This window comes from Burkholderia sp. Tr-862, assembly GCF_011753085.1.
Taxonomy (GTDB): Bacteria; Pseudomonadota; Gammaproteobacteria; order Burkholderiales; family Burkholderiaceae; genus Burkholderia; species Burkholderia ambifaria.
In genome coordinates, this window is sequence record NZ_VWWG01000024.1 from 1 (window position 1) to 17,077 (window position 17,077).

Here is a 17,077-nt window from a genome sequence, read left to right on the forward strand (position 1 = left end):
TCTCGCGTCGCTGCGCATGCTCGCGAACGAAAGCCGCGAGCCCGGCACGTTCCGCGCAACGCTGGTCGCGCAGCCGGTCGCGCGTCCGCTGCTGCACGGGGCGCGTCCGACGACGTTCTGGCAGTTCGGCACGGGCACGCAGGGGCCGGTGGTCGGTCCGTTGATCGACGTACGCGAGGGCGATACGGTCGAAATTCGCTTCGTGAACAAGCTGCCGCAACCGTCGACGATCCACTGGCATGGCCTGCCGGTGCCGCCCGACCAGGACGGCAACCCGTCCGACCCCGTCGCGCCGGGTGCGTCGCACGTGTACCGCTTCACGCTGCCGAAGGGCAGTGCCGGCACCTACTGGTATCACCCGCATCCGCACATGATGACCGCCGAGCAGGTGTTCCGCGGGCTGGCCGGCCCGTTCGTCGTGCGCGCTGCCGACGATCCGCTCGCCGGCTGGCCCGAGCGCAACTTGTTCGTGTCCGACCTGAAGCTCGCGCGCGACGGCACGATTGCGCCGAACGACATGATGGACTGGATGAACGGCCGCGAAGGCCAGTTCGTGCTGGTCAACGGTGCGCGCCGGCCGCGGATCGACGTCGCGAGTGACGAGCGCTGGCGCGTGTGGAACGCGTGCAGCGCGCGCTACCTGCGCGTGGCGTTCGACGACGGCCGCGCGTTCGAGCATGCCGGCACGGACGGCGGGCTCTTCGACGCGCCGCGCCGCGTGACGTCGCTGCTGCTCGCGCCGGGCGAGCGCGCGGAACTGCTGGTGCGCGCCGGCGACCGCGCGTCACGCGCCGTGCTGCAGGCGGCCGAATACGACCGCCGCAAGATGGCGATGTCGCACGACGACGGCCACGGCAGCCTGCCGCCCGATCCGGCGCTGCCGCTGGCCGACATCGCGTTCGCACCGGCCGCCGCTCGTCCGCTGCCGGCGACGCTGCGCGCGGTGCCGGCGCTCGGCGAGCCGGTCGCGCATAAGGAAGTCGCGTTCGGCGAAGAGATGGACATGGACGCGATGATGAACGGCCCGATGCATGGCCGTCCGGCCGGGATGCGCTTCACGATCAACGGCGCGACCTATGCACCGCATCGCGCGACGTTGACGAGCCGCCGCGGCGACATCGAGCGCTGGGCGATCCGTAATGCCACCGACATGGATCACCCGTTCCATTTGCACGGCACGCAATTCCAGGTGATCGAGCGTGCATCGGACGGCACGCGCACGAGCGAACCGTTCCGCGCGTGGCGCGATACCGTGAACGTGCGCAGCGGCGAGACCGTGACGATTCTCGTTACGCAAGACACGCCCGGCGAGCGCATGTTCCACTGCCATATTCTCGAACACGAGGATCTTGGCATGATGGGCACGCTGAAGGTCGTGTAACGCGTATCGATTATGTTTCACATGTATGACGGCATTCGATCTGCATGTGCAACAAGACAATACGTGTTCAATAATCCGGATTGAACGAAAAGGCCGGCCAATCGAATTAACGAATGGCCGGCCTGAAAAAAAAGAAACCCGGCGCAATGCCGGGTTTCTTCGTCCAATATCCGGTGCCTTACGCGGCCTGGATGTTCGACGCTTGCTTGCCCTTCGGCCCTTGAACGACCTCGAAGCTCACCTTCTGGCCTTCCTTCAGGGTCTTGAAGCCCTGCATGTTGATGGCCGAGAAGTGCGCAAACAGATCCTCACCGCCCTCGTCGGGGGTGATGAAACCGAAGCCCTTCGCGTCGTTGAACCACTTAACGATACCAGTTGCCATTTTCCTACTTCCCCTGTCACACAGTCGCTGCTACTTACCACGAGCACGCTCGAAAAGCTAAACGACCGGAAAATACAGCCGTTCCCCCCTCACAAGCTCACCTTCGGCCTCTTTCATTTCGCCAACTGGCAAATTGAAAAAAGTGCCAGCTTGATTGTTGGCGCTCTTTATTTGAGTGTCAAGTGGAATTTTTAGACGGTTAGAGGGCCGTTGTAAAGAACCCATTTTCAGGGTTTTTCCGGCTTTGCTTCGCAGCATGCCGCCGAGCGCGCGGACTTGAAAAGTCGCATAATCGGCTCATATACCAGGCTCGAGTGACACGCGATCGAGTCGGCCCGGCTTGTGGGATACTGGATGCGGATGCGACGGTCCGGTGCAGTCTCCCCCTGACGGTTCGTGTTCCGCGCCACGCGTGAAAGCCGGCACCGCAGCCGGCTTTCGTATGGCGCGAAGACGATCGCATGTCGTCGGGAACCAGGGAGGGCGCCGGCCGGTCGGTCGGGTAATGGCAGGATTGCGGGCCTGTCCGAGTTGTTTAGAATGGGTGTATGGCGATTATCCCGGACAAGCAGGACAGCACCGTCCTGGAACGCAAGCAGCAGAAGCTCAAGCCGCCTTCGATGTACAAGGTGGTGCTGCTGAACGACGACTTCACGCCGATGGAGTTCGTCGTGATGGTGGTACAGGAGTATTTCAAGAAGGATCGCGAGACGGCCACGCAGATCATGCTGAAGGTCCATCGCGAAGGGCGAGGGGTATGTGGGGTCTATACGCGGGACATCGCGTCGACCAAGGTTGAGCAAGTCGTTACCCATGCGCGGCAGGCCGGGCATCCGCTGCAGTGCGTGATGGAGGAAGCATGATTGCCCAGGAATTGGAAGTCAGCCTGCACATGGCGTTCATGGAAGCACGCCAGGCGCGCCATGAGTTCATTACGGTCGAGCATCTGCTGCTGGCTCTGCTGGATAATCCGACGGCAGCCGAGGTGTTGCGCGCGTGTGCGGCCAACATCGAGGACTTGCGTCAGAACCTGCGCAATTTCATCCACGACAACACACCTACCGTCCCGGGTACCGACGATGTCGATACCCAGCCGACGCTCGGTTTCCAGCGCGTGATCCAGCGCGCGATCATGCACGTCCAGTCGACGTCGAACGGCAAGAAGGAAGTCACCGGCGCGAACGTGCTGGTCGCGATCTTCGGCGAGAAGGATTCGCACGCCGTCTATTACCTGCAGCAGCAGGGCGTCACGCGCCTGGACGTCGTGAACTTCATTTCGCACGGCATCGCGAAGACGAACGGCGGCGAAGCCGCGAAGTCGACCGACGCGAACGCGGAAAGCGAAGACGCGAACGCGCAGAAGGAAACGCCGCTCGCGCAGTTCACGCAGAACCTGAACCAGATGGCGAAGGACGGCCGCATCGATCCGCTGATCGGCCGCGAGCCGGAGGTCGAGCGCGTGGTGCAGGTGCTGTGCCGCCGCCGCAAGAACAATCCGCTGCTCGTGGGCGAAGCGGGCGTGGGCAAGACCGCGATCGCGGAAGGGCTCGCCTATCGCATCACGCGCGGCGAAGTGCCGGACATCCTCGCGAACGCGCAGGTGTATTCGCTCGACATGGGCGCGCTCCTCGCGGGCACCAAGTATCGCGGCGACTTCGAACAGCGTCTGAAGACGGTGCTGAAGGAGCTGAAAGAGCGTCCGCACGCGATCCTGTTCATCGACGAGATCCATACGCTGATCGGCGCGGGCGCCGCATCGGGCGGCACGCTCGACGCGTCGAACCTGCTGAAGCCGGCGCTGTCGTCGGGCACGCTCAAGTGCATCGGCGCGACCACGTTCACCGAGTATCGCGGCATCTTCGAGAAGGATGCGGCGCTGTCGCGGCGCTTCCAGAAGGTCGACGTGACGGAGCCGACCGTCGAGCAGACGGTCGCGATCCTGCGCGGGCTCAAGTCGCGCTTCGAGGAGCATCACGGCGTCAAGTATTCGTCGGGCGCACTGTCGGCCGCGGCCGAACTGTCGGCACGCTTCATCACCGACCGCCACCTGCCGGACAAGGCGATCGACGTGATCGACGAAGCGGGGGCCGCGCAGCGCATCCTGCCGAAGTCGAAGCAGAAGAAGACGATCGGCAAGAGCGAGATCGAGGAAATCATCTCGAAGATCGCGCGCGTGCCGGCGCAAAGCGTGTCGCAGGACGATCGCAGCAAGCTGCAGACGCTCGATCGCGACCTGAAGAGCGTCGTGTTCGGCCAGGATCCGGCGATCGACGCGCTCGCCGCATCGATCAAGATGGCGCGCGCGGGCCTCGGCAAGATGGACAAGCCGATCGGCTCGTTCCTGTTCTCCGGCCCGACGGGCGTCGGCAAGACCGAAGTGGCGCGCCAGCTCGCGTTCACGCTCGGCATCGAGCTGATCCGCTTCGACATGTCGGAATACATGGAGCGTCACGCGGTGAGCCGCCTGATCGGCGCGCCGCCGGGCTACGTCGGGTTCGACCAGGGCGGCCTCTTGACCGAAGCCGTCACGAAGAAGCCGCATTGCGTGCTGTTGCTCGACGAAATCGAGAAGGCGCATCCGGACATCTTCAACGTGCTGCTGCAGGTGATGGACCACGGCACGCTGACGGATAACAACGGCCGCAAGGCGGATTTCCGCAATGTCATCATCATCATGACGACGAACGCGGGCGCCGAGTCGATGCAGAAGGCGACGATCGGCTTCACGACGCGCCGCGAGACGGGCGACGAGATGACCGACATCAAGCGTCTGTTCACGCCGGAGTTCCGCAACCGGCTGGATTCGATCATCAGCTTCCGCTCGCTCGATGAGGAAATCATCATGCGCGTGGTCGACAAGTTCCTGATCCAGCTCGAGGAGCAGCTGCACGAGAAGAAGGTCGACGCGTTGTTCACCGACGCGTTGCGCAAGCATCTCGCGAAGCATGGCTTCGACCCGCTGATGGGCGCGCGGCCGATGCAGCGGCTGATCCAGGACACGATCCGTCGTGCGCTGGCCGACGAACTGCTGTTCGGCAAGCTCGTCAACGGCGGGCATGTGACGGTCGACGTCGACGAAAACGACAAGGTTCAGTTGTCGTTCGACAAGCTGGCGAATCCGCCGCACAAGCCGAACGAAGAGACGGTCGAAGTCGAGTAAGCGATAATTCGTTGTTCATGCGAACGGCGCGGGAAGTTCTCCGCGCCGTTTCGTTTTATCTGGCGCCGATGGCGCAATGGTGGGGCAGGGAGTAGCAACGCAGTGACACAACAACAACGGTCGTTCGACAACATCGTCGCGCGCGAACAAGGGTTGCGCCACGCGCTGACGTCGGGGCAGATGGCGATGATCGCGATCGGCGGCGCGATCGGCACGGGGCTGTTCCTCGGCAGCGGGTTCGCGATCGGGCTCGCGGGCCCGAGCGTGCTGGTCTCGTATGCGATCGGCGCGCTGATTGCGCTGCTGCTGATGGGCGCGCTCGCGGAAATGACGGTCGCGCATCCGACGGCCGGTTCGTTCGGCGCATACGCCGAGCACTACGTCGGCCCGCTCGCGGGCTTTCTCGTGCGCTATGCATACTGGTTCGCGGTGGTGTTCGCGATCGGCACCGAGATCAGCGCGATCGCCGTCTTCATGAAGTACTGGTTCCCGGCCGTGCCCGGCTGGTACTGGGTGATCGGCTTCTCCGCGCTGCTGATCGCGGTGAACCTCGCGAGCGTCACGCTGTACGGGTCGGTCGAATACGCGTTTTCGTTGCTGAAGATCGCGGCGATCGTCGTGTTCATCGTGCTCGGCGCGTATCTCGTGTGGTCGGCGCCGGCGGCTTCGGGCATCGGCTTCGCGAACTACACCGCGCACGACGGCTTCATGCCGAAAGGGCCGTGGGGCACCTGGGTCGCGGTGATCGTCGCGATCTTCAGCTACATGAGCATCGAGGCGGTCGCGATCGCGGCCGGCGAGGCGCGCGATCCGCAGCATGCGGTCACCCGTGCGTTCCGCTCGACGGTGTTCCGGCTCGTGCTGTTCTACCTGCTGACGCTGTCGCTGATGCTCGCGATCGTGCCCTGGACGCAGGCCGGCACCGACGAAAGCCCGTTCGTGAAGGTGATGGCGGCGACGCACGTGCCCTTTGCGGCCGGCGTGATCAACTTCGTGCTGCTGATCGCGGCGCTGTCGGCGATGAACAGCCAGCTCTACGTGACGACGCGGATGATGTTCAGCCTGTCGCGTGCGCGGCTCGCGCCGGCGGTGTTCGGCCGGCTCGGCAACAACGGCGTGCCGCGTGCGGCGCTGTGGATCTCGACCAGCGGCGTCGCGGTCGCGGCCGTACTGGTCGCGCTGTCGCCCGACACTGCATTTACCGTGATGATGGCGATCGCGATGTTCGGCGCGCTGTTCACGTGGCTGATGATCTTCGTCACGCACCTGCGCTTTCGCGCGCGGTATCGTGGCCCGGCGCTCGCATTCCGGATGTGGGGCCACCCGTTCGGCAGCCTGCTCGGCGCGGGGCTCGTCGGCGCGGTCCTGCTCACGACCGCGTTCACCCGCGAATTCCGGATGACGATGGTGGTCGGTGTCGTGTTCGCCGTGCTGCTGACGCTCGCGTATGCGCTGCACTACCGGCACCAGCACGCGCGTTGATGCGTGAGCGCACGCCGCGGGCGGTGGCCCGCGCGGCGAGGCGAGGCCGCTAAGGTTGCGTTAAGCCGGCGGCGATAAGATTCGAACCTGTCTGCATGGCGGCCCGGCCCACGCCGGCTCGCTGCTTTCCTGTAAAAAGGGGTTCGAATGAACAAACTTCCCGAAATCACGCTCGCGTTCTGGATCATGAAGATCTGCGCGACGACGCTCGGCGAAACCGGCGGCGACCTGCTGTCGATGACGCTGAACGTCGGCTACGCGGTGAGCTCGATCCTGCTGTTCGGTTTCTTTCTCGTCACGCTCGGTGCGCAGCTCAGGACGACCGGCTATCGCCCGGCCATTTACTGGGCCGTGATCGTTGCGACGAGCACCGCGGGCACGACGATGTCCGATTTCATGGACCGCACGCTCGGCCTCGGCTACGCGGCCGGCTCGTCGATTCTCGTCGCGATCCTGCTGGCGATCTTCGCGGTGTGGCGCCTGAGCGGCGCGTCGCTGTCGGTCGACCTGATCCGCACGCGCAAGGTCGAGCTGCTGTACTGGATCGCGATCCTGTTCTCGAACACGCTCGGCACCGCGCTCGGCGATTTCCTCGCGGACAGCTCGGGGCTCGGCTTCGGCGGCGGCGCGCTGCTGATCGGCGCGCTGCTCGCGGCGATCGTGCTCGCGCATTACTTCACGCGGATCTCCGGCGTGCTGCTGTTCTGGGCCGCGTTCGTGCTCACGCGTCCGTTCGGCGCGACGGTCGGCGACCTGCTGACGAAACCGGTCGCCAAGGGCGGGCTCGCGCTCGGCACGGTCGGCTCGTCGGCGGTGCTGCTCGGTGTGCTGGTCGCGCTGGTGATCTATGCGAGCATCGCGCAGGCACGCCGACGCGAACTCGCGCCCGCGCGGATTGCGCAGACGGCCGATCGGTGAGTGGAAACGGAAAAAGGAAAGGGGGCCGCGAGGCCCCCTTTTCGTATCACGCCGTTCAGTGACGGCCGGTGCTGCCGAAGCCGCCTTCGCCGCGATCGCTTTGCGCGAAATCGTCGACGATGTTGAACTGCGCCTGCACGACCGGCACGATCACGAGCTGCGCGAGCCGCTCGAACGGGTTCAGCACGAATTCGGTCTGGCCGCGGTTCCACGTCGACACCATCAGCTGGCCCTGGTAGTCGGAATCGATCAGGCCGACGAGGTTGCCGAGCACGATCCCGTGCTTGTGGCCGAGGCCCGAGCGCGGCAGGATCAGCGCCGCATAGCCGGGATCCGCGAGATGAATCGCGAGGCCCGTCGGCACCAGCGTCGTTTCGCCCGGCTGCAGCGTGACGGGTGCGTCGAGGCATGCGCGCAGGTCGAGGCCCGCGCTGCCGGTGGTGGCGTAGGCGGGCATGTAGTCGCGCATGCGCGCGTCGAGAATCTTCAGGTCGAGTTTCATGCGGTCGTCGAATCGGTCGGGAAGGGCTCGGCGGCGCGTGCCGCCGCGCAATAGATCAGATCAGGTGATTGTCGGGCAGGCGCTTCGCGATTTCGGCGACGAGCGCGTGCGCGAGCTCGTCCTTCGGCGCGCGCGGCAGGCGCGTGAGCCCGGCTGCCTCGAACAGCACGACTTCGTTGTCGTCGCGGCCGAACGTCAGCGGGCCGAGGTTGCCGACCAGCAGCGGCACGTTCTTGCGCTTGCGCTTTTCGTCACCATGCACGTCGAGGTCGCCACTTTCGGCGGCGAAACCGACGCAGAACGGCGGATCGGGCAGCGCCGCGACCGATGCGAGGATGTCGGGGTTCTCGACGAATGCGAGCGCCGGCATCTTGCGATCGGCCGTCTTCTTCATCTTGTGCTCGGCGGGATGGTCGACGCGCCAGTCGGCGACCGCGGCCACCGCGATGAAGATGTCCGCGTCGGATACCGCGTGCATGACCGCGTCGTACATCTGCTGCGCGGTCTGCACGTCCTGGCGCGTCACGCCCCACGGCGTGTCGAGCGCGACCGGCCCCGCGACGAGATGCACGTCGGCGCCGGCCTGCTGCGCGGCGCGCGCGAGCGCGAAACCCATCTTGCCGCTCGAGCGGTTCGTGAGGCCGCGCACCGGGTCGAGCGGCTCGAACGTCGGGCCGGCCGTGATCAGCACGCGACGGTGCGCGAGCACCTTCGGTGCGAAGTGCGCGACGATGGCTTCATAGATCGCCTCGGGTTCGAGCATGCGGCCGTCGCCGACTTCGCCGCAGGCCTGCGCGCCCGAATCAGGGCCGAGCACCGACACGCCGTCGGCGCGCAGTTGCGCGGCATTGCGTTGCGTGGCCGGGTTCTGCCACATCTGGCGGTTCATCGCGGGCACGACGAGCAGCGGACAGTCGCGCGCGACGCACAGCGTCGACAGCAGGTCGTCCGCGAATCCGTGCGCGAGCTTCGCGAGGAAATCCGTCGACGCGGGCGCGATCACGATCGCGTCGGCTTCGCGCGACAGGTCGATGTGCGCCATGTTGTTGTCGATGCGCGCGTCCCACTGGTTCGTATAAACAGGCCGGCCGGACAGCGCCTGCATCGTGACGGGCGTGATGAATTGCGCGGCGGCTTCGGTCATCACGACCTGCACGGTCGCGCCTGCCTTTGTCAGCAGCCGGGTGAGCTCGGCGATCTTGTAGCAGGCGATGCCGCCCGTCAGGCCGAGAACGAGGTGTTTTCCAGCGAGTTCTGCGTGTGCCAACTCAGGCCTCCAAGGGTCAAACGGAACGGCCGGCGCGAAGCCGGCCGTCGACACCGAGTATGCGCGCTCAGCGCGAGCCGCGCACGCGACGCAGTTCGTCGTAGATCAGCAGCACCGCGCCGACCGTGATCGCGGAATCGGCGAGGTTGAACGCCGGGAAGTGCCAGCCGCCGAGGTGAAAATCGAGAAAGTCGATCACGTGGCCGTAGACCAGCCGGTCGATCACGTTGCCGAGCGCGCCGCCGAGGATCAGCGCGAGCGACAGGCTGAACAGCCGCTGCTGGCCATGGCGGCGCAGCAGGAAGCAGATCACGAGCGTCGCGCCGACGCCGAGCGCGGTGAACGCCCAGCGCTGCCAGCCACTCGCGGTCGACAGGAAGCCGAACGCGGCGCCGCGGTTGTACACCAGCACGAGGCTGAAGAACGACGTCAGCGCATGCTGCGCGCCGTACGCGAACGTTTTCAGGATCGCAATTTTCGACAGCTGGTCGAACAGGATCACGATCAGCGAAATGCCGAGCCAGGGCGCGAGCGCGCCGCTGGCCGGTTTCGACAGGGTTTTTGCCATAGTTAAGCCGCGCTCCGGATTTCGCCGTTTTCAAACAGGTTCGAGAAGCAGCGTCCGCACAGCGTCGGGTGGTCGGTGTGCGCGCCGACGTCCTCGCGGTAGTGCCAGCAGCGTTCGCACTTCTGGTACTTCGACGCCGCGACGTCGACGCTTTCCTGCGCTTCGTCGTCGACCTTCACGACCGTCGCCGCCGACGTGATCAGCACGAATTTCAGGTCGTCGCCGAGGCTCGTCAGCGCATCGTAGCGCGCGCCGCTCGCGTGCACGGCCACTTCGGCCTGCAGCGACGAACCGATGCGATTCGCGGTGCGTGCTTCCTCGAGCGCCTTCGTCACGTTGCCGCGCACGTCGCGCAGCAGCGCCCACTTCTCGATCAGTGCGGCCGAGCCGGCCACTTCCGGATACGCGTAGTACGTTTCCGTGAACACGGTGTCGCTGGCCGGCTGGAACACCTTCCACGCTTCTTCCGCGGTGAACGACAGGAACGGTGCGAGCACGCGCAGCAGCCCGTGCGTCAGGTGGTACAGCGCGGTCTGCGCGGAGCGGCGTGCGCGCGAATCGGCCGCGCTCGTGTACAGGCGGTCCTTCAGCACGTCGAGGTAGAAGCCGCCGAGGTCTTCCGAGCAGTACGTCTGCAGCTTCGCGACGACCGGGTGGAATTCGTACTTCTCGTAGTGGCCGAGCAGCTCCGTCTGCAGCTGCTGCGAGAACGCGACCGCATAGCGGTCGATCTCGAGCCATTCGTCGACCGGCACGGCGTGCTGCGCGAAGTCGAAGTCCGACAGGTTCGCGAGCAGGAAGCGCAGCGTGTTGCGGATGCGGCGATAGCCTTCGGTCACGCGCTTCAGGATTTCCTCGGAGATCGCGAGCTCGCCCGAGTAGTCGGTCGAGGCGATCCACAGGCGGATGATCTCCGCGCCGAGACGGTTCGCGACTTCGTGCGGGTCGATGCCGTTGCCGAGCGACTTGCTCATCTTGCGGCCTTCGCCGTCGACCGTGAAGCCGTGCGTGAGCAGCCCCTTGTACGGCGCGCGGCCGTCGATCATCGACGCGGTCAGCAGCGACGAGTGGAACCAGCCGCGGTGCTGGTCCGAGCCTTCGAGGTAGAGGTCGGCCGGGAACTGCAGCTGATCCTTGTGCGAGCCGCGCAGCACGTGCCAGTGCGTCGTGCCCGAATCGAACCACACGTCGAGCGTGTCGCGGTTCTTTTCGTACAGGTTCGCGTCGTCGCCGATCAGCTCGCGCGGATCGAGCGTCTGCCACGCCTCGATGCCCGACTGCTCGACGCGTTTCGCGACTTCCTCGAGCAGCTCGAGCGTGCGCGGATGCAGCTCGCCGGTTTCCTTGTGCACGAAGAACGCCATCGGCACGCCCCACTGGCGCTGGCGCGACAGCGTCCAGTCGGGACGGTTCGCGATCATGCTGAACAGGCGCTGCTTGCCCCACGACGGGTAGAACGCGGTGGCGTCGATGCCTTCGAGCGCGGTTTCGCGCAGCGTCTTGCCGCCGTCGCGCGGCGTCACGTCCATGCCGGCGAACCACTGCGACGTCGCGCGGTAGATGATCGCCGTCTTGTGGCGCCAGCAGTGCATGTAGCTGTGCTTGTAGTGCTCGCTGCGCAGCAGCGAGCCGGCCGCGTTCAGCGCGTCGACGACCTTCGGGTTTGCGTCCCAGATCGACAGGCCGCCGAACAGCGGCAGCGATTCGATGTAGCGGCCGTCGCCCATCACCGGGTTGATGATGTCCGAGTCGGTCATCCCGTGTGCCTTGCACGACACGAAGTCCTCGATACCGTACGCGGGTGACGAGTGCACGACGCCGGTACCCGTGTCGGTCGTCACGTAGTCGCCGAGGTACACGGGTGCGGTGCGCTTGTAGCCGGGGTGAGCCGATGCGAGCGGGTGGTGGAAGCGCAGGCCCGCGAGCTTCACGCCCGGCGCGGTCGCCACGACGCGGCCGGTCAGCTTGAAGTCGGTCATGCATGCTTCGACGCGCTCTTCCGCGATGATCAGCAGCCCGCGCTCGGTGTCGACCAGCGCGTAGACGATTTCCGGATGGAGGTTCAGCGCCTGGTTCGCGGGGATCGTCCACGGCGTGGTGGTCCAGATCACGATGCCGCCTTCCGCGCGCGGCAGGGCCGGCAGGCCGAACGCCTGCGCGGTCTTTTCCGGTTCTGCGAACGCGAACATCACGTCGATCGTCGGGTCGGTGCGGTCCTTGTACTCGACTTCCGCCTCGGCGAGCGCCGAGCCGCAGTCGAAGCACCAGTTCACCGGCTTCAGCCCGCGGTACACGTAACCCTTCTCGATGATCTTGCCGAGCGCGCGGATCTCTTCCGCCTCGTTGACGAAGTTCATCGTCTTGTACGGATTCGCCCAGTCGCCGAGCACGCCGAGGCGCTTGAAGCCGACCTTCTGCTTCTCGATCTGCTCGGTCGCGTACGCGCGCGCCTTGCTCATCACTTCGGCCGCCGGCAGCGACTTGCCGAACTGCTTCTCGATCTGGATCTCGATCGGCATCCCGTGGCAATCCCAGCCCGGCACGTACGGTGCGTCGAAGCCGGCCATGTTGCGCGACTTGACGACGATGTCCTTCAGGATCTTGTTGACCGCGTGCCCGAGGTGGATGTCGCCGTTCGCATACGGGGGGCCGTCGTGCAGGATGAACTTCGGCCGGCCCTTGCTGGCCGCGCGGATCTTTTCGTAGATGCCGCGCTCTTCCCATTCCTTGACCCATTGCGGCTCGCGCTTGGGCAGGTCGCCGCGCATCGGGAACGGCGTGTCGAGCAGGTTGACCGGATACTTGGCCTGCGGTTTCGAATCGGCTTTCTTGTTGCTCATGATGGGATCGCTATCTAAATCGAGGGACGCTCGTGCGTCGTGAATCGGGGATGCGCGCGTGTGGGCGGCGCGAGGGCGCGGCGCGTGGCGCCGCTGGCCGGATCAGCTAATTCGGTCGGTCGCCGACGTCGAGAAGCCGGTCGCGCGGCTGCCCGGCGCGCGGGCGCGCTCGACGAAGTACGCGCGCGCATTCGCGACGTCCAGTGCGATCGCGCGCGACAGCGCCTCGAGATCGTCGAACTTCGCCTCGTCGCGCAGCTTCTTCAGGAATTCGACGCGGATCAGCTTGCCGTACGCATCGCCGTGCCAGTCGAGCAGGTGGACTTCGAGCAGCACGCGGCCGGAATCGTCGACGGTCGGGCGCAGCCCGAGGCTCGCGACGCCCGGCAGCGGGGCGGGGCCCAGGCCGTGCACCTGCACGACGAAGATGCCCGCGAGCGCCGGCCGCTTGTGCGCGATCGGCAGGTTCAGGGTCGGGAAGCCGAGGTCACGGCCGAGCTTCAGCCCGTGCGCGACGTGGCCGCTGATCGCGTAGCCGTGGCCGAGCGCCTGCGCGGCCGCGTCGAGATCGCCCGCGGCGAGCGCGGCGCGCACGCCGGAGCTGGAGATGCGCGTGCCGTCGCTGCCGGAGACCGTGCCCATCTGCTCGACTTCGAAACCGTACTGTTCGCCGGCCGCCTTCAGCGTGTCGAAGGTGCCCGCGCGCTTCGCGCCGTAGCAGAAATCGTCGCCGACCATCATCCAGCGCGTGTGCAGCCCGCCGACCAGCGTGCGTTCGACGAACGCCTGCGGCGACTGACTCGCGAACGTGTGGTTGAAGTGCTCGACGACGACGCGGTCGACCCCGTGCTCGCGCAGCGCTTCCAGCTTGTCGCGCAGCATCGCGATGCGCGGCGGCGCGCCGGCCGGATTGAAGAATTCGCGCGGGTGCGGCTCGAAGGTCATCACGCACACGGGCAGGCCGCGCGCGTCCGCTGCCGCGCGCACGCGCGCGAGCAGGGCCTGGTGGCCGCGATGGACACCGTCGAAGTTGCCGATCGTCAGCGCGCACGGCGCGCGGCTCTCGGCGTTGGGCAGGCCGCGGAAGACTTTCACGATAGCGGATGCAGCGTCGGGGGATTGGGCGGTGGGATGCCGCAAAGCAGAAGATTATAAACGTTCGGGCGGCCCGGCGGCCGAGAAGGGGGGAAACGCGGGGGCGAATGGTAAAATTCGCGGATGAAAAAACTCGTGATCCTGATTTCCGGTCGCGGCAGCAACATGGAGGCCATCGTCCGCGCGTGCGCGCAGGAACGCTGGCCGGCCCAGGTCGCCGCCGTGATCGCCAACCGGCCCGACGCGGCCGGCCTGGTTTTTGCCGCGTCGCACGGGGTGGCGACCGCGGTGGTCGACCACCGGTCGTTCGACGGCCGTGACAGCTTCGACGCGGCGCTCGCCGCCGAGATCGACCGTTTCGCGCCCGATCTCGTCGTGCTCGCCGGCTTCATGCGCATCCTGACGCCCGATTTCGTCAGACGATATGAAGGCCGGCTGCTGAACATCCACCCGTCGCTGCTGCCGAGCTTCAAGGGCATCCACACGCACCAGCAGGCGCTGGATGCCGGCGTCGCGCTGCATGGCGCGAGCGTGCATTTCGTGATTCCCGAACTCGACAGCGGCGCAATCGTCGCGCAGGGCGCGGTGCCCGTGCGTGCGGGCGACGACGCGGCGGCGCTCGCACGGCGCGTGCTGACGGTCGAGCACGTGCTGTATCCGCGTGCGGTGCGCTGGTTCGTCGAGGGGCGCCTGCGCCTCGAGAACGGCCGGGCAGTGGTGGCGCCGGAAGAGGCGCGCTGGATTTTCGCGGATCAACCGCATACCGAAACGAGCGAGGGTGTATGAAGCTGCACGGATTCCTGATTGGCCAGACCGAGACCTTGCTGGCGGAGGTGCTGAAGTTCACCGGCCCCGCCGACGCGACGACGAGCCGGTTCTTCCGCGCGCATCCGAAGCTCGGCCACGCCGAGCGCGGCGTGATCGCCGAGGCGGTGTTCGCGGTGCTGCGCCGGAAGATGGAGTTTTCGCACCTCGCCGAGAGCGGCACGGGCAGCCCTGCACGGCGCCTCACGCTGCTGGGCCTGATGCAGACGCTCGGCCGCAATGCGCTGAAGCCGTTCGTGTCCGACACTGAAGCCGCGTGGCTCGAGCACGTGTCGAAGATCGATCCGGCGAGCCTGCCGGTGCGCGTGCGCACGAACCTGCCGGACTGGATCTACCAGGCGCTGTCTGCCCGTTTCGACGCCGAGGAGCTCGCGCAGCTCGCCGCCGCGCTGAACTACCCGGCGCCGCTCGACCTGCGCGCCAACGTGCAGAAGGCGACGCGCGACCAGGTGATCGACGCGCTGCGCGCGAACGGCATCGACGCGGGCGAGACGCCGTTCGCGCCGCAGGGCGTGCGCGTCGTCGGCAAGCCGGCGCTCACGCGCCTGCAACTGTTCCAGGAAGGGCAGATCGAGGTGCAGGACGAGGGCAGCCAGCTGCTGTGCTCGCTGGTCGCGCCGCGCCGCGGCGAGATGATCGTCGATTTCTGCGCGGGCGCCGGCGGCAAGACGCTCGCGCTCGGCGCGATGATGCGCTCGACCGGGCGCCTTTACGCGTTCGACGTGTCGGAAAAGCGCCTGACCAAGCTCAAGCCGCGCCTCGCGCGCAGCGGGCTGTCGAACGTGAACCCGGTGCTGATCGACAGCGAGCACGATGCGAAGATCAAGCGGCTCGCCGGCAAGATCGACCGCGTGCTGGTCGACGCGCCGTGCAGCGGCCTCGGCACGCTGCGCCGCAATCCCGACCTGAAGTGGCGCCAGACGCGCACGTCGATCGAGGAGCTCGCACCGAAGCAGGCGTCGATCCTCGCGAGCGCCGCGCGTCTTGTGAAGAAGGGCGGCCGGCTCGTGTACGCGACCTGCAGCGTGCTCCACGCGGAGAACGAAGCGATCGTCGAGCAGTTCCTGGCCGACCATCCGGAGTTCGTGCTGGTGCCCGCGCAGCAGGTGCTGGCCGACCAGCGCATCGAGATCGAGACCGGCGACTACCTGTCGCTGTGGCCGCACCGCCACGCGACCGACGGCTTCTTCGCCGCGGTGCTCGAACGGCGCGCGCAGTAACGGCGGCGCGGACGGACGATGGAGAGTCTGCAAAGCCGCCTGCTGTCGCGCCGGCTGGCCTCGGTGATTCGCGATTTCCACCAGCCGGTGATGATCTGGCAGGCGGCGATCCTCGTCGGCGCACTGTGTTTCGCATGGCTGGCCGCGCGCTTCGTGCACGGCCGGATCGATGCGCGCCGCAGGGCGGCCGGACGCGCGCCCGGTGCGGGCGCGGATAGCCTGAAACGCGCGCTGTTTCCGTTGTTCGGCGGCATTTTCGTCGGCGTTGCGCAGCTCGCGTTCGACCCGTTCATGTCGACGTCGCTGCTGTCGCTCGCGCTCGTGCCGCTGTTCGGCATCGGGCTGATCTACGTGCTGTTCTTCTTCGCGCGGCGCGTGTTTGCGCGCGACGGCCACACGCATGCGTGGCTGTCGATCGTCGAGAAGATCGTGTCGACCGTCGTGTGGGCCGCGATGGTGCTGACCGTGCTCGGCATCCAGCGCGACGTGCTCGGCTGGCTCGACAGCGTGCAGTTCCGCGTGGCCAATGCGCATCTCACGCTGCTGTCGGTGATCTCCGGCGCGCTGTGGGTGTGCGTGACGCTGATGGTCGCGATGTGGCTCGGCTCGGTGCTCGAGGATCGCCTCGCGCGCGCGCGCACGCTCGACGCGAACCTGAAGGTCGTGCTGTCGCGGGTCGGCCGCGCGCTGCTCGTGTTCGCGGCGATCCTGATCGGGCTGTCGCTCGTCGGCATCGACGTGACGGTGCTCGGCGTGTTCGGCGGCGCGTTGGGCGTCGGCCTCGGCTTCGGCCTGCAGAAGGTCGCCAGCAATTACGTGTCGGGCTTCATCATCCTGCTCGATCGCTCGCTGCGGCTCGGGGATGCGATCAGCGTCGGCGGGCTGCAGGGCGTCGTCACGCAGATTCGCACGCGCTATACGGTCGTGCGCGGCCTCGACGGCAACGAGACGCTGATTCCGAACGAGAAGCTGATCACGGACGTCGTGCAGAACCAGTCGTCGTACCTGACGCGCGGCTACGCGAAGGTCGCCGTGCAGGTTGCCTATACGAACGACGTCGAGCAGGCGCTGTCGGTGCTGGCGGAAGCTGCGAAGGGGGTGCCGCGCGTGCTCGCGGAGCCGGCGCCGGCCCCGTACCTGGTCGGCTTCGGCGCGGACGGGATCGATCTGGAGCTCGGTTTCTGGATCGAGGATGCGGCGACGGGCACGTCGGGCGTGCGTTCGGCCGTGAACCGCAACATCTGGCGGCTGTTCGGCGAGCACGGGATCTCGATCCCGTTCCCGCAGCGCGAAGTGCGCGTGGTCGGCCTGCCCGACGGTCTTGCGGCGACCGGCGTGGTGGCGCAGGGCGTGCCCGTGGCCGGTGTCGGCCCGGTGGACGGGCAGGCGTCGGCGGCCTAAGGCGCGGCGCGCCGGCCAGAATCGGTAAATTCGACG

General features: G+C 66.7%; 14 protein-coding genes. 8 read left to right on the plus strand and 6 right to left on the minus strand.

Features of this window, described 5'->3' with window-relative positions; genetic code table 11:
- Nucleotides 1-1,381, plus strand: a 1,381-nt coding sequence (locus F3J14_RS10250; protein WP_166722874.1) for a multicopper oxidase family protein, incomplete at its 5' end; no start/stop codon positions are given.
- 178 nt (nucleotides 1,382-1,559) lie between these two features.
- Here the strand turns inward: F3J14_RS10250 and F3J14_RS10255 are convergent.
- Nucleotides 1,560-1,763 carry a cold-shock protein gene (locus tag F3J14_RS10255; RefSeq protein WP_004196460.1) on the minus strand — a complete coding sequence of 68 codons (204 nt, stop codon included), beginning with the start codon at nucleotides 1,761-1,763 and terminating at the stop codon, nucleotides 1,560-1,562.
- Between the two features lie 548 nt (nucleotides 1,764-2,311).
- Here F3J14_RS10255 and clpS point away from each other — a divergent pair.
- From clpS to F3J14_RS10275, 4 genes are all read left to right on the plus strand, one after another.
- Nucleotides 2,312-2,626, plus strand: coding sequence for an ATP-dependent Clp protease adapter ClpS (gene clpS, locus F3J14_RS10260; protein WP_006398529.1), 315 nt, complete (start codon nucleotides 2,312-2,314; stop codon nucleotides 2,624-2,626).
- The gene (gene clpA, locus F3J14_RS10265) at nucleotides 2,623-4,923 is read left to right on the plus strand and encodes an ATP-dependent Clp protease ATP-binding subunit ClpA (protein ID WP_011657720.1); all 2,301 of its coding nucleotides are present in this window, start codon (nucleotides 2,623-2,625) and stop codon (nucleotides 4,921-4,923) included. Before clpS ends, clpA begins: the two co-directional genes overlap by 4 nt.
- A gap of 102 nt (nucleotides 4,924-5,025) precedes the next feature.
- On the plus strand, nucleotides 5,026-6,405 hold the full coding sequence (locus tag F3J14_RS10270; protein ID WP_166722875.1) for an amino acid permease: 1,380 nt from the start codon (nucleotides 5,026-5,028) through the stop codon (nucleotides 6,403-6,405).
- A 147-nt stretch (nucleotides 6,406-6,552) separates the two neighbouring features.
- Nucleotides 6,553-7,323: a hypothetical protein gene (locus F3J14_RS10275; RefSeq protein WP_166722876.1), complete on the plus strand. Its 771-nt coding sequence runs from the start codon at nucleotides 6,553-6,555 to the stop codon at nucleotides 7,321-7,323.
- Between the two features lie 55 nt (nucleotides 7,324-7,378).
- Here the strand turns inward: F3J14_RS10275 and dut are convergent, their stop codons facing one another.
- From dut to F3J14_RS10300, 5 genes are all read right to left on the minus strand, one after another.
- Entirely contained in the window at nucleotides 7,379-7,825 is a 447-nt protein-coding gene (gene dut / locus F3J14_RS10280) for a dUTP diphosphatase (RefSeq protein ID WP_011657718.1), read from the minus strand.
- Between the two features lie 55 nt (nucleotides 7,826-7,880).
- Nucleotides 7,881-9,092: a bifunctional phosphopantothenoylcysteine decarboxylase/phosphopantothenate--cysteine ligase CoaBC gene (gene coaBC / locus F3J14_RS10285; RefSeq protein WP_166722877.1), complete on the minus strand. Its 1,212-nt coding sequence runs from the start codon at nucleotides 9,090-9,092 to the stop codon at nucleotides 7,881-7,883.
- 67 nt (nucleotides 9,093-9,159) lie between these two features.
- Entirely contained in the window at nucleotides 9,160-9,660 is a 501-nt protein-coding gene (lspA, locus tag F3J14_RS10290) for a signal peptidase II (RefSeq protein ID WP_166722878.1), read from the minus strand.
- Nucleotides 9,661-9,662: 2 nt separating this feature from the next.
- Nucleotides 9,663-12,500 carry an isoleucine--tRNA ligase gene (gene ileS / locus F3J14_RS10295; protein WP_166722879.1) on the minus strand — a complete coding sequence of 946 codons (2,838 nt, stop codon included), beginning with the start codon at nucleotides 12,498-12,500 and terminating at the stop codon, nucleotides 9,663-9,665.
- 102 nt (nucleotides 12,501-12,602) lie between these two features.
- Nucleotides 12,603-13,595: a bifunctional riboflavin kinase/FAD synthetase gene (locus F3J14_RS10300; protein ID WP_012364515.1), complete on the minus strand. Its 993-nt coding sequence runs from the start codon at nucleotides 13,593-13,595 to the stop codon at nucleotides 12,603-12,605.
- 123 nt (nucleotides 13,596-13,718) lie between these two features.
- On the opposite strand from F3J14_RS10300, the gene purN reads away from it, so the two are divergent.
- From purN to F3J14_RS10315, 3 genes are read left to right on the plus strand one after another with little or no spacing between them, the layout of a single operon-like run.
- The gene (purN, locus tag F3J14_RS10305) at nucleotides 13,719-14,381 is read left to right on the plus strand and encodes a phosphoribosylglycinamide formyltransferase (RefSeq protein ID WP_011657713.1); all 663 of its coding nucleotides are present in this window, start codon (nucleotides 13,719-13,721) and stop codon (nucleotides 14,379-14,381) included.
- Nucleotides 14,378-15,640 carry an RsmB/NOP family class I SAM-dependent RNA methyltransferase gene (locus F3J14_RS10310; RefSeq protein ID WP_166722880.1) on the plus strand — a complete coding sequence of 421 codons (1,263 nt, stop codon included), beginning with the start codon at nucleotides 14,378-14,380 and terminating at the stop codon, nucleotides 15,638-15,640. Before purN ends, F3J14_RS10310 begins: the two co-directional genes overlap by 4 nt.
- 18 nt (nucleotides 15,641-15,658) lie before the next feature.
- Nucleotides 15,659-17,041, plus strand: coding sequence for a mechanosensitive ion channel domain-containing protein (locus F3J14_RS10315; protein WP_166722881.1), 1,383 nt, complete (start codon nucleotides 15,659-15,661; stop codon nucleotides 17,039-17,041).
- The last annotated feature ends 36 nt before the right edge of the window (nucleotides 17,042-17,077 follow it).

Bases quoted from the DNA above. Each gene is read 5' to 3' on its own strand.
- F3J14_RS10255 (WP_004196460.1), bottom strand. From the start codon at position 1,763: ATGGCAACTGGTATCGTTAAGTGGTTCAACGACGCGAAGGGCTTCGGT.
- F3J14_RS10310 (WP_166722880.1), top strand. From the start codon at position 14,378: ATGAAGCTGCACGGATTCCTGATTGGCCAGACCGAGACCTTGCTGGCG.
- purN (WP_011657713.1), top strand. From the start codon at position 13,719: ATGAAAAAACTCGTGATCCTGATTTCCGGTCGCGGCAGCAACATGGAG.
- clpS (WP_006398529.1), top strand. From the start codon at position 2,312: ATGGCGATTATCCCGGACAAGCAGGACAGCACCGTCCTGGAACGCAAG.
- F3J14_RS10275 (WP_166722876.1), top strand. From the start codon at position 6,553: ATGAACAAACTTCCCGAAATCACGCTCGCGTTCTGGATCATGAAGATC.
- F3J14_RS10315 (WP_166722881.1), top strand. From the start codon at position 15,659: ATGGAGAGTCTGCAAAGCCGCCTGCTGTCGCGCCGGCTGGCCTCGGTG.
- clpA (WP_011657720.1), top strand. From the start codon at position 2,623: ATGATTGCCCAGGAATTGGAAGTCAGCCTGCACATGGCGTTCATGGAA.
- dut (WP_011657718.1), bottom strand. From the start codon at position 7,825: ATGAAACTCGACCTGAAGATTCTCGACGCGCGCATGCGCGACTACATG.
- lspA (WP_166722878.1), bottom strand. From the start codon at position 9,660: ATGGCAAAAACCCTGTCGAAACCGGCCAGCGGCGCGCTCGCGCCCTGG.
- ileS (WP_166722879.1), bottom strand. From the start codon at position 12,500: ATGAGCAACAAGAAAGCCGATTCGAAACCGCAGGCCAAGTATCCGGTC.